The 12151-nt window shown below is 43.2% G+C and carries 11 protein-coding genes; 10 read left to right on the top strand and 1 reads right to left on the bottom strand.

Features of this window, described 5'->3' with window-relative positions; all coding sequences use genetic code 11:
• Nucleotides 1-164: 164 nt before the first annotated feature.
• The 6 genes from BIZ39_RS18245 (at nt 165) to BIZ39_RS18225 (ending at nt 6171) form a co-directional block, all read left to right on the top strand.
• Nucleotides 165-1016 carry a DUF692 domain-containing protein gene (locus BIZ39_RS18245; RefSeq protein WP_187447653.1) on the top strand — a complete coding sequence of 284 codons (852 nt, stop codon included), beginning with the start codon at nt 165-167 and terminating at the stop codon, nt 1014-1016.
• Entirely contained in the window at nt 1013-1777 is a 765-nt protein-coding gene (locus BIZ39_RS18240; protein ID WP_187447652.1) for a DUF2063 domain-containing protein, read from the top strand. The genes BIZ39_RS18245 and BIZ39_RS18240 overlap by 4 nt, the downstream gene beginning before the upstream one ends.
• 153 nt (nt 1778-1930) lie before the next feature.
• On the top strand, nt 1931-2053 hold the full coding sequence (locus BIZ39_RS22355; RefSeq protein ID WP_256253717.1) for a hypothetical protein: 123 nt from the start codon (nt 1931-1933) through the stop codon (nt 2051-2053).
• Between the two features lie 22 nt (nt 2054-2075).
• Nucleotides 2076-2612 (top strand): adenine phosphoribosyltransferase, encoded by a 537-nt coding sequence (gene apt, locus BIZ39_RS18235; RefSeq protein WP_014950051.1) that lies wholly within the window; start codon nt 2076-2078, stop codon nt 2610-2612.
• 41 nt (nt 2613-2653) lie between these two features.
• Nucleotides 2654-5806, top strand: coding sequence for a DNA polymerase III subunit gamma/tau (gene dnaX, locus BIZ39_RS18230; protein WP_187447651.1), 3153 nt, complete (start codon nt 2654-2656; stop codon nt 5804-5806).
• Between the two features lie 38 nt (nt 5807-5844).
• Nucleotides 5845-6171: a YbaB/EbfC family nucleoid-associated protein gene (locus tag BIZ39_RS18225; RefSeq protein ID WP_014950049.1), complete on the top strand. Its 327-nt coding sequence runs from the start codon at nt 5845-5847 to the stop codon at nt 6169-6171.
• A 136-nt stretch (nt 6172-6307) separates the two neighbouring features.
• On the opposite strand, the gene BIZ39_RS18220 is transcribed toward BIZ39_RS18225, so the two are convergent.
• Nucleotides 6308-7096 (bottom strand): ferredoxin--NADP reductase, encoded by a 789-nt coding sequence (locus tag BIZ39_RS18220; protein WP_014950048.1) that lies wholly within the window; start codon nt 7094-7096, stop codon nt 6308-6310.
• A 237-nt stretch (nt 7097-7333) separates the two neighbouring features.
• Here BIZ39_RS18220 and BIZ39_RS18215 point away from each other — a divergent pair, with 237 nt between their 5' ends.
• The 4 genes from BIZ39_RS18215 to htpG all read left to right on the top strand — a co-directional run bounded on the left by BIZ39_RS18215 (nt 7334) and on the right by htpG (nt 12013).
• Nucleotides 7334-8056 (top strand): hypothetical protein, encoded by a 723-nt coding sequence (locus BIZ39_RS18215; protein ID WP_187447650.1) that lies wholly within the window; start codon nt 7334-7336, stop codon nt 8054-8056.
• A gap of 241 nt (nt 8057-8297) precedes the next feature.
• A complete protein-coding gene (locus BIZ39_RS18210; RefSeq protein WP_061095435.1) occupies nt 8298-9245 on the top strand; it encodes a hypothetical protein in 948 nt (315 codons plus the stop codon).
• Between the two features lie 5 nt (nt 9246-9250).
• Entirely contained in the window at nt 9251-9850 is a 600-nt protein-coding gene (gene recR, locus BIZ39_RS18205; protein WP_014950045.1) for a recombination mediator RecR, read from the top strand.
• A 240-nt stretch (nt 9851-10090) separates the two neighbouring features.
• Nucleotides 10091-12013 carry a molecular chaperone HtpG gene (gene htpG / locus BIZ39_RS18200; protein ID WP_039236292.1) on the top strand — a complete coding sequence of 641 codons (1923 nt, stop codon included), beginning with the start codon at nt 10091-10093 and terminating at the stop codon, nt 12011-12013.
• Nucleotides 12014-12151 lie beyond the last annotated feature (138 nt).

Here is a 12151-nt window from a genome sequence, read left to right as displayed (position 1 = left end):
TGCGGTAGCATGTAACCGCCATTCAAAAAACATCGTGTAGCTTGAAAAAGAATGATGAAGGCTACACGAGTTACGCTTAGCAAAAAATGGCTGTCGAATGATGGCCTTTTTTGTCTAGTAACGTACGTTACTATTGTGCAATCCCATGCGGTAAAGGGGAAGATATGAAAAACATCTGTGGCGCAGGTCTTGGGTTTCGTCGGGAAATGCTAAAAGCGCTTTTACCTACAATGCCATCTGAAGTCGATTTTTGGGAAGTAGCCCCTGAAAATTGGATCCCACTTGGTGGGAAGTACCAAGAACAATTTCAGCAAGCGTCTTCGCAAGCTCCCTTTACAACTCATGGTTTATCTTTGTCTATCGGAAGTAGCGACAAACTAGATGTCGAGTTTGTAAAAACCGTTAAGCGATTTTTAGATGCAAACAATATTGCATTGTATAGCGAGCACTTAAGCTTTTGTTCTGGCAACGGGCATATGTACGACCTGATGCCAATTCCTTTTACTGAAGACGCGATTAAGCACGTAGTATCTCGAATTGTTCAAGTTCAAGATATCATTGAACGACCGCTAGTTTTAGAAAATGTCTCTTATTACATTGCGCCAGGCCAAGAGATGGATGAGCTTGAATTTACCAAGAGCATACTAAAAGAATCGGGTTGCAAGATGCTTCTCGACGTAAACAATGTTTACGTGAACAGTATCAACCATAAATACGATGCGAAAGCGTTTATTAACGGCTTACCCTCAGACAAAATCGTGTATGGCCATATTGCTGGTCATTATGATGAAGCAGAGGATTTGAAAGTTGATACTCACGGGGCTGATGTCATTGAGCCAGTTTGGGCGCTGTTGGAGCATGCTTACCTTACTCACGGCGTATTTCCGACTTTGCTAGAGCGTGATTTTAATATTCCCCCGTTAAGCGAATTATTAGCGGAAGTGAAGAAAATTAAGCAAATTCAAGCAAAATGCGAAGCTGTTCAAGCATCAATCGTTAAAGGAAGTGTCGCGTGACTCAGTCATTTCAAACCACTCAAAAAACGTTCGTTGATGCGATCAAAGACCCACAGACATTTTGTGATACCGACGCTGATCACATTCGTCGGATGAAAATCTATCAATCCCTGTTTTTTAACAATATCGATAATTTCGTCAGTACCGGTTTTCCCGTTTTAAAATCTATTGTGGTAAAACAGTATGGTGAAAAAGGATGGGAGAGTATTGTGCGTCAGTTTTTTATTGAGCACGAATGCCGCTCTCCTTATTTTGCTGAAATAAGTAAAGAGTTCGTTGAGTACCTTTCAACAGAGCCAAACTTCGATTTTACTCTGCCTGACTTTGCTGCGGAGCTTGCTCACTATGAGTGGCTTGAGCTTGACGTTAGTATCAGAAAAAATGAAGATAATGTTGAGTTCTATCAGCAAGAAAACAATGTTTCCGCCATTAGAGTGTCACCGTATGCCTCGTTGGCGGCATATCAGTTCGAAGTCCATCTAATTGGTGAGGATTATATCCCAGAGCAACCTGCCGAAGAACAGCAGTTCTACGTTGTTTACAGAGACCGTGAGTTTGACGTTCAATTTGCTCATGTTAATCCGGTGACGGCTATTTTAGTCAACACGCTGGAACAAAATGAACTGGGGATGGAAATAGAACAATTAGCTGAGTCGTTGTGCCAACAACTTCCCCAAATTCCTTCAAACGTGCTTATAAATGGTATGAACCAAACCCTCACTGACATGTTACAAAAAGGAATACTGCTTCCAGTATCCTAAGTAACCATTACTATTTACCTGCTTTATATTAAACTTTCGCCAGGATCTGGTCTGAAAGTGAGCGATCGATCATATTAGCGCTGTCAATCGGGCTTGCTTTCGATTAACATTTAGCACCATTTTTTTGTTCACAAAATTGTTTAGGTAGTGCAAATGGCTGACAATTCAGATTTCAAAGAAGTCTATAACAAGTGGTACTTTCTAGCATCGCTAGTAACTCTAATCGCGTTCCCGTTGATGCATATCATCGCCGGCTGGTTCACCTTCTGGTTATAACGCAGACATTCAAGGCATAATTGTGACTGCAGAATATATTAAATCAGTAGTGAAAACCGTACCTGACTATCCAAAGCCAGGTATTTTATTTAGAGATGTGACCAGCGTTTTAGAAGATCACAAAGCATTTAGTAGCTGTATCTCGTTACTTGTAGAAAAGTATCAAGGTATGGGATTTACCAAGATAGCAGGTACTGAAGCACGCGGGTTCCTTTTTGGTGCGCCATTGGCCATCGAAATGGGCATTGGTTTTGTTCCAGTGAGAAAGCCCAACAAACTTCCTCGTGAAGTAGTTAGCGAGAGCTACGAGCTTGAATATGGCATGGATACATTGGAAATCCATAAAGATGCCATTGAGCCAGGTGATAAAGTCCTTCTTATTGACGATTTACTTGCAACTGGTGGAACGATAGCCGCTTCTGCGAAACTAATTCGTTCACTAGGCGGTGAAGTAAACCATGCAGGTTTTGTTATTAACTTACCGGACCTAGGTGGCGAGAAGAAATTGAGTACGCTTGATATAGAAAGCTACTCTATTTGTGAGTTTGAAGGCGAATAATCGCTATAAAGCATAACTAGCAAAAGGCGAAATACGTAATAATGAGTTATCAGGTACTAGCAAGGAAGTGGCGACCGGGCAAGTTCAGTGAACTTGTGGGTCAGGAACATGTTGTCTCTGCCATTTCAAATGCTTTGGATAACGATCGTTTACACCACGCTTATCTGTTTACAGGTACGCGAGGCGTAGGTAAAACTACCATTGCACGTATTTTTTCGAAAAGCCTTAACTGCGAAGAAGGACAAGGGGCAAACCCTTGCGGTCAATGTAACACCTGTAAAGAGATAGAGCAGGGGAACTACGTTGATTTGTTAGAGATTGACGCTGCATCAAGAACCAAAGTTGAGGATACTCGCGAGCTTCTTGATAACGTGCAATACAAACCCACTCGCGGGCGTTACAAAGTGTACCTTATCGATGAGGTACACATGCTTTCAAAACACAGCTTTAATGCGCTGTTAAAAACGCTGGAAGAGCCACCTCCACATGTTAAGTTCTTACTGGCGACCACCGATCCTCAAAAACTTCCGATAACCATCTTATCCCGTTGCTTGCAGTTTAACTTGAAAGCCATGTCTCGGGAGCAGATTGTTGGACAGCTGCAGCATATTTTAGAGCATGAACAGCTGCCTTTCGAGCCACAAGCGTTAGCGCTTTTGGCAAGAGCCGCCCAAGGCAGTATGCGTGATGCGCTGAGTTTAACTGACCAAGCGATTGCACAGGGTGGAAATCAAGTGCTGGCATCGGTGGTAACCGATATGCTGGGGCTGATGGACAAGAACCAGTTGCTTAAAGTGGTTCATGCTGTGGTAAGTAAAAGTCCTGCTGATGTATTGCAGTTGGTCAATGACATCGCAGAGCAAGCCCCCGATTATGACAACGTACACAGCGAATTGGCTAGCCTGCTGCACCAAATAGCATTAACGCAATGGGTGCCTGAAGCATGTAAGCTAGAAACCACATCGGCTAAAGCGATATTTCAATTAGCGAAAACTATTCCAGCTGAGCAAGTGCAGCTGCTTTATCAGATTGCACTGCAAGGAAGAAAAGACTTACCGTTTGCTGCGGATGGAAAAAGTGCGTTTGAAATGACATTGATGCGAATGATGTCGTTTGCTCCAAATACCCCCATCGACGACACGGCAAGTGAAATTGAAAACGGGAGGAGTGAGCATAGTTTACCTGTAGATCATGCTTCTTTCAGTGGTGGCCCGGGAAACGTCGGTAAGCAGGAGGAAGCGCCGTTAAGCGAAACTTCTGCAACCAATGTGCAGAAGGAGAGGCCTCCACATCTATCGGTTGAATCTACCTCTGCTCAGTCGTTAGAAAGTGCGCCATCTACCCCTGATTCACTTGCTACATCAATAATCGAAAAAGAGCAGCAAGAACAATCGACGTCTCCATTTGAATCACAGCAAGAGCAGGAACACGCAGCCGCTGATGAAAGCGAGTTGAGTGGAAGTGATACTCTGTCGGCGATACCTCATGCAGAGTCAGGTGCAACGACAACTCAAACAACAGCACTTGAGCGTGATGCTTCACATGATGATGAATCCGTAAAGCCAGCTCCAACTTCGTCTTTTGAAGAACTACCCGTAGAAAACACCGCGGTACAAGCGGTACAAACAGAAAGCGTTGCTGCAGAACTTAAACCAACGCCAAGTGAAGTCAGTGCGCCCCATAACGAAGCCGCGCAACATTTCGATGGGCCTCCGTTAGATGCGTACATGGACGATATGCCACCTCCGTCAGAAGATGATGGCTCCTTAGGTTTTGAAGGTTTTCATAACGCTGAGGGCTTTCATAACGCTGAGGGCTCTCATAACGCTGAAGGTTTTCATAACGCTGAGGGCTTTTATAACGCCGAAGGCTCTGACAAAAACAGCGAGTCGTTGGCGCACGAGAACGAACCGTCCTCATTAACGGCCGAAGAGCAGCTTACCTCTACGGCTGATATGTTGGCTCTTCGTCAAAAGTTAAAGCAAAGAAAAGCACAAGAAGCAGAGGCAAAAAGTACCAGCGCAGCAAATGCTAAGACCGAAAGTGCAAGTGATATTCAAGCGCGCTTTACCAGAAGTAAAGCCGAGGCTTTGAGTACTGCACAAACTGCACATGGAGTTAACAAGGGTAGCGATAATAGTGCAGGGCAGGCTAACGCTGATAACGAAATCAAGAGTGGTGATTTAAACCCCGTTGGGCATGAAGACAGCCGTGAGCTGCAAGACCATAGCCCTGAGCTGCAAGACCATAGCCCTGAGCCTCTAAATAATAGCCCAGAGCTTAAAGAGAGCAGCCCAGAGCTTAGAGAGAACAGCCCGGAGCGTATAGATAACGGCTCAGAACATAAAGATAATAGTGTTGCGCGCGGTGACACTCCTCAACTGGAAAGTACAAATTCAGGCTCGTCTTTAGGTAATACTCACGCGCATTCTTCTAACACTATGCATACTAGCGAGTCAGAAAAGAATCATTCTAGCTCAAACAACACGAGCGATTTCTTGCTTGATGAATTTGAAGAGGATATGCCTTTTTCAAATGACGAATCTGAGGCGCAATCAAACTCGGAAACACCGGTTGAGGATATGCCACCTTGGGCTACTGATTACGATAATCAACCACCTCAACACGTTGAAGGTGCTGATTATGTTGAAGCGCCCTCAGATAGCAGCTCCAATTACGACAGTGCCCCAGAGCAGATGGAAAGTGCGGGAGATCGGTCTTTTGCGCGGGATGCTCTAAATTTTGATACGCCGCTGAGCAGTACCTATGACGGGCAGTTAAAGGCGTACTTAAATGACGGAAGCAAATTAACTCACGCTAGCCAAATTGACGAATGGAGCAATCTAGTTGAGCAAATGCCAGTTGCTGGTCTACTCAAACAATTGGTGCTGCACGCATCATTTTCTCGAGCGGGCAATCAAGTGTCCCTTGAAATTGACCATAGTCAGACGCATTTATTAAATGATAGTGCGAAAAAGCAATTGGTTGATGCAATCCATCATGGGTTGGGTGAAAACGTTGAAGTAAATATCACGTTAGGTGAACCAGCATCTACACCTTTTGCGTTACAACAAGAGATTCATGCCATGCGCCATGCGCATGCACACTCGGTGATTAAAACCGATGATACAATTCAAGCATTGCTATCGACTTTCGATGCGTCAGTGCTAACCGATTCGGTTAAAGTGCGATAGCAGAATTATTAACACCAAAACGAAGCGAGACAAAAATTATGTTTAAAGGTGGAATGGGCAATATCATGAAGCAGGCGCAGCAAATGCAAGAGCGCATGCAAAAAGCACAAGACGACCTAGCCAAAATTGAAGTAACAGGTGAAGCGGGTGCAGGCATGGTTAAAGTAACCATGACGTGCAACCACAACGTGCGTCGTGTAGACATTGATGAGTCATTGATGGACGACGACAAAGATATGGTTGAAGATTTGGTTGCTGCAGCATTTAACGACGCGGTACGTCGAGTTCAAGAAACTAGCAAAGAGAAGATGGGTGATGTAACTGGCGGAATGCCATTACCTCCTGGCTTCAAAATGCCGTTTTAAATAATTATGTAAAGCTAGAAGCGATACAGCTTGCAAGTATTTTGCGAGTGAACTCATAGAAAATCGCCGGCAACACGCCGGCGATTTTTATTGAAAACTTAAAATGTTGCCGATGGTCAGGCAAATGCGTTGCGCATTACTTTTCTATAAATGCTTGTTCAATTACATAATGCCCCTGACGACGCGAGTTAGCTTTCGAGAAGCCTTTGTCGTCTAGCATAGACATAAGGTCTTGTAGCATGTTGTCGTTGCCACATAACATGAATCTGTCATTTTCAGTGTCTAATTCAGGCATACCTATATCATCCAGCAACTTTCCGCTTTCAATTAGCTTCGTTATCCGTCCTTCGTGAGCGATACCGTTTTTCTCATAACTTTCTCTCGTAACAGTAGGATAGTAAATGAGTTTCTCACGCACTTCGTCACCGAAATAAGGGTTGTTAGGAAGTTGGTGCTCAATTTCGTTTTGATAGGCAAGTTCAGAGCGCCACCGCGTTCCGTGAACTAATATAATTTTTTCAAAGCTTTCATAAATGAAAGGATCTCTGATAATACTCATAAATGGTGCTAGACCTGTACCAGTGCTGAGCAAATAAAGATGTTTTCCGGGTAACAAGAAACCAGGCACGAGCGTACCTGTTGGCCTAACATTAATCATTACCTGGTCACCAGGTTCTATATTTTGAAGGCGAGAAGTAAGCGCACCATCTGGTACTTTAATACTAAAAAATTCCAATTCCTCATCATAATTTGGGCTTGCGATGCTGTAGGCCCTCATCAGTGGCCTACCATCTACTTCAAGACCAATCATAACGAATTGACCACTTTCAAAACGAAAAGATGATTCTCTCGTTGTTTTGAAACTAAACAGAGTGTCATTCCAATGGTGAACTTGGGTTACGGTTGCGTTTATAAGATTTCGCATTCGTTTTCCTACTTACTTAGTCATCAAGCCATGCTGCCATTCTCGCATACTTTTCAATATGGTAATAGTTATCATTACCGTTTGTGGTGTCGGTATACGCACGTAAAATCTAACGTGCTATGAGTTTTAAATAAGTATTTTTAGCAATAGTTCAACCAGGCCTTTCTTTCGTAACATTAAAACACTGTCACATTCAGTCATTTAGCTTGCGCATGGCAAAGGAACACAAATAATAGAATGTGGCAGTTCGAAATGAGGGAGGATGCTGTGTTAGCAAAAATGTTAAAACGCTTTCAGGCCCAACGTGATTGTGCCGTCGAAAACCCGTCTATCAATAATACCGCTGTATCCCTTTGGAAGGACACAGGCCAAGTCTACTATCTAGAGAACACGCTGAAGCTTACTTATCAGTCCAACGCAGGAAAGATAACAGTTGAAAAGCTCTCAATGACGTCTTTACCTCAAGTTCTTGCTGAGCTTCAAGCATTGGATACCGTCTCAACGCTAGCGCGAAAGGAAACTGCTAATCAGGTGGATGCATTTAGTGTTAGTGTGTGTGGTGTAACTTGGCAAACCGCAGACAATGGTCAGAGCATCCGTATTAAAGCGCTTCCAGAAGCTGCTACTCTGCGCAGCCCTACTGCCTGCTTCACAAAGTCTCAAGCAATTTTCAAACACGCCTTTATGCTTGAACATGATGACTTACTCACACCTGCATCATTGAGTAAGCCCGGGATCTTTACATACAATCGGATATCGTTAAATGATTTCATTAGTCAGTTAGCGCTGGCTAACGAAAAGTTAGCAAATGGGCAAAAAGCTACAGTGAGCGTTGGTCACCAAAATTTTGAAACTGCATTTACTGACCATGAGCAGTCAATCATTGAAAAATTCATAAAGCACGATGAAACCGTATTCAATAAAGATGGACGTCAACGTCTACTTACTGATAAAGGTTAGGCTTGTTTTCAGCATGATACGTTGATAATTATGGGCTGATACACAGCTTACAAATGTTGAGCGCATGCCCAACTCATCGACATTAACAGTAAAATCTCATTTAACCGTTGTTCCGTAGAAAAAGTGTCCCAAATAGTTGAATGATCGTTGTATCATTGCGTTTTTTATCTTTCAGAAAACTCAACGTGTTCAGTTAACCGCTAAACGCGAAAGTTAACTCGTTAAAATAGAGGTTTTAGTAGTGCTAAGGAAAGGCTTAGTTATCACCACGGTTATTTTACTACCCATCGCAACCGTGTTGTTTTTTATGAGTATTTACGACCTGTTTAAAATGAAAACAGTAACGGTCGACCCGAAGCTTAAGGAAATTTCAGGTATAGAATACGATAAATACAAAAGGCTTTGGGCCATTAACGACAGTGGCGATGGACCTATCCTTTATATGCTCAATAAAGATGGAACTATTGAGAGGGAAGTTACAGTTACAAATGCCAAAAACGTCGACTGGGAAGACATGACACAAAACAGTTTCGGTCATTTTTTTTTGGGAGACTTCGGTAACAATGACAACAAGCGACGCTGGTTAACGATTTATAAAATTGAAAACCCCATTGATATAAAAACCGATACCACAGAAGCAGAAATCATCAAGTTTACTTACCCGGAAATGGGAAAAGGAAAAGTAAAACCGAAAGACAAGAACTACGATTTGGAAGCGTTCGTAGAGTACAAGCGTAATCTCTACCTGTTTACAAAAAATAGAACAAAACCCTTCGATGGCATCACCAAGTTGTATAAGGTGGGGGACCATGCCGCGAACTTTGACGCACAGTTCATTGGCGAATTTAAAACCTGTACCACCCTTGAAAAGTTATGCTGGATCACATCGGCTGCAATAAGCCCTGATCGGACGAAACTAGTGCTGTTAGATTCAACAAGCCTGTGGTTATTTGAAAATTTTGAAGGCGATAACTTCTTCAGTGGCGATGTGTCGCGTATTGATTTAGGCGTAGTTACACAAAAAGAGGCAGTGACGTTTTATGACGACAACACGCTGGTTTTCACCGATGAAGAGTACAAGGGGTTATTTGGGGGCAACATTTATGAAGTTAAGCTCGACCAAGCAAAGCGGAACGTGATTAAATACCGCGAAAGCTCGAATCAAAAAGAAAAAGCACCAAAGCAGTAAATACTATGAAGTTCAGTCCGCTACTCTCAGAATTAATTCAGGCACTAACGTGTCTTCCCGGCGTTGGCAACAAGAGCGCTCAGCGTATGGCATTTCACCTATTAGAGCGTAATCGCACTGGGGCAATTGATTTAAGCAACGTATTACACAATGCCATGGAGCATATTCATCATTGTAAGCGCTGCAGAACATTTACTGAAGACGAGCTATGTGACATTTGTCGTCACCCTGAAAGAGAAGCAAGTGGCTTGTTATGTATTGTTGAAAGCCCACAAGACGTACTAGCAATCGAACAAACCTTAAGTTACAAGGGGCAGTATTTTGTGCTTATGGGTCATTTGTCTCCTATTGACGGCGTTGGGCCAGAAGAAATTGGTCTTACTGAGCTTGAGGCTCGTCTTGCCGCAGGTGGGATAAATGAAGTTATCCTCGCCACAAACCCGACTGTAGAGGGGGAGGCCACGGCACATTATATCGCTCAACTTTGTGCAAGCCATAACGTTGATGCGTCTCGAATTGCCCACGGCGTGCCGGTTGGGGGAGAGCTCGAGTATATTGATGGTAATACTCTCACCCACGCATTTTCGGGTCGCCGCAAACTGTAGTACTGTAAATTGGGGTATACCCATTCTTAGTAATTAAAACACTCAACGTGGGTCTGCATCTGGCGGGCCTACGTCACGTTCTCTCTTATCGCTCGCCCACAAAATACTCAACATCAAACTTTATTGAAGATAAATCTCCTTATAAAAAATAAATTTTCGTTCTAAACGTTGAAAAGTGCGTTGAGCGACCTTACCTGTTTAACATTAAACGTGATCCATTCAACGAGGAGATATTGGATTATGGCTGAAGCAGCCCAAAAAGAAACCCACGGTTTTCAAACAGAAGTAAAACAGCTTCTTCATCTGATGATTCACTCTTTGTATTCAAACAAAGAAATTTTTCTACGTGAGTTAGTGTCAAACGCGGCAGATGCTGCGGATAAGTTACGCTTTCGTGCGCTAGAAAATGACAGTCTTTACGAAAACGATGGCGAGTTAAACGTAAAGCTTAGCGTCGATAAAGAAGCAAATACCGTCACCATTACCGATAACGGTATTGGTATGACTCGCGATGAAGTCATTGCGAACTTGGGTACAATTGCTAAGTCAGGCACTAAAGACTTCTTTAGCAAACTTTCTGGCGATAGCGCTAAAGACTCACAACTCATTGGCCAGTTCGGTGTTGGCTTTTACTCTGCGTTCATCGTAGCTGACAAAGTAACGGTGCGAACTCGTGCTGCTGGTGCAGATGCATCGCAAGGTGTTGAGTGGATTTCAGACGGTGAAGGTGAATTCACTATTGCCGAAATCAACAAGCCTACACGCGGCACCGAGATTACGCTTCACCTACGCGAAGACGAAAAAGAATTTGCTGATGCATGGCGTTTACGCTCTATCGTAAGTAAGTATTCTGATCACATCAGTATTCCTGTGCAGATGTGGAAAGATGAAGTGCCTGAAAGTGAAGGCCCTGATGGCGAAAAAATTGAAGGCCAGCCTGGTGAATGGGAAGTAGTAAACAAAGCCACCGCGCTTTGGACTCGTGAAAAGTCTGAGATTACTGATGACGAGTATAACGAATTCTACAAGCATATCTCTCATGATTTTGCTGATCCGCTTGCATGGGCGCATAACAAAGTAGAGGGTAAAACAGAATATACAAGTTTATTGTATATCCCTTCTAAAGCGCCGTTTGATATGTGGAATCGCGACCAAAGTCATGGTCTTAAGCTTTACGTTCAACGCGTTTTCATTATGGACGACGCCGAACAGTTCATGCCTACTTATCTACGTTTTGTTAAAGGTTTGCTAGACAGCAATGATCTTCCGCTTAACGTGTCTCGTGAAATTCTACAGGACAATAAGATAACGCAAGCGCTACGCCAAGGTTGTACTAAGCGCGTATTACAGATGCTTGAAAAAATGGCGAAGAACGACAATGAAAAATATCAGTCGTTCTGGAATGAATTCGGCAACGTGTTAAAAGAAGGGCCGGCTGAAGATTTCAGTAACCGCGAGAAAATTGCTGGCTTGCTACGCTTCTCTTCTACACACGGTGAGTCTGATGCACAAACCGTATCATTAGCTGACTATATTGAGCGAATGAAAGAAGGCCAGGATAAGATTTACTATGTGACAGCAGATAGCTTGCAAGCTGCCAAGTCTAGTCCTCACCTTGAGATTTTCCGCAAGAAAGGAATTGAAGTGCTATTGATGGGCGAGCGCATTGACGAATGGTTAATGTCTCACCTTACTGAGTTTAACGAGAAGCAGTTTGTCTCAATTGCGAAAGGAAACTTAGATTTAGGCGACTTAGAAGACGAAGAGTCTAAGAAGGCGCAAGAAGAAGCAGAAAAGCAAGTTGAAGGTGTTCTTGAGCGAGCTAAAACTGCACTTGGCGATAAGGTTGTAGACGTTAAATTTACCCATCGCTTAACAGATTCACCTGCGGTCATCGTAGCAGATGATAATGGCATGACTACGCAAATGATGAAGCTTATGCAGGCAGCAGGGCAGACCGTGCCAGACGTGAAGTATCACTTTGAGCTTAACCCTGAGCATAGTTTGGTGAAGCTGCTGGCAGATACCCAAGATGAAGAGCTGTTTAATCAGTGGGTAGGCGTATTGTTTGATCAAGCTGCATTGTCAGAACAGGGTAGCTTGAAAGACCCATCTAGTTTTGTTCAGAACTTGAACACGCTTCTAATGAAGTTAGCTAAATAAAGCAATAAACCATTAGGTTTACATTTAAAAACGGGCGTAATGCCTAATGCCGATCAGTTAAGAAAATTTTCATGATCGGTTGACCGATCTTTTTAAGGCTTCAAAATCCGATATCAGTCTCTGGTATCGGATTTTTTA

The organism is Alteromonas sp. BZK5, from assembly GCF_014349115.1.
GTDB lineage: Bacteria > Pseudomonadota > Gammaproteobacteria > Enterobacterales > Alteromonadaceae > Alteromonas > Alteromonas macleodii.
This window is presented reverse-complemented; position numbering and strand designations above follow the sequence as displayed.

What these genes read in the sequence shown, in the direction of transcription:
- dnaX (WP_187447651.1), top strand. Translation starts at nt 2,654, where the DNA reads ATGAGTTATCAGGTACTAGCAAGGAAGTGGCGACCGGGCAAGTTCAGT.
- BIZ39_RS18245 (WP_187447653.1), top strand. Translation starts at nt 165, where the DNA reads ATGAAAAACATCTGTGGCGCAGGTCTTGGGTTTCGTCGGGAAATGCTA.
- BIZ39_RS18225 (WP_014950049.1), top strand. Translation starts at nt 5,845, where the DNA reads ATGTTTAAAGGTGGAATGGGCAATATCATGAAGCAGGCGCAGCAAATG.
- BIZ39_RS18215 (WP_187447650.1), top strand. Translation starts at nt 7,334, where the DNA reads ATGTGGCAGTTCGAAATGAGGGAGGATGCTGTGTTAGCAAAAATGTTA.
- BIZ39_RS22355 (WP_256253717.1), top strand. Translation starts at nt 1,931, where the DNA reads ATGGCTGACAATTCAGATTTCAAAGAAGTCTATAACAAGTGGTACTTT.
- BIZ39_RS18220 (WP_014950048.1), bottom strand. Translation starts at nt 7,096, where the DNA reads ATGCGAAATCTTATAAACGCAACCGTAACCCAAGTTCACCATTGGAAT.
- htpG (WP_039236292.1), top strand. Translation starts at nt 10,091, where the DNA reads ATGGCTGAAGCAGCCCAAAAAGAAACCCACGGTTTTCAAACAGAAGTA.
- recR (WP_014950045.1), top strand. Translation starts at nt 9,251, where the DNA reads ATGAAGTTCAGTCCGCTACTCTCAGAATTAATTCAGGCACTAACGTGT.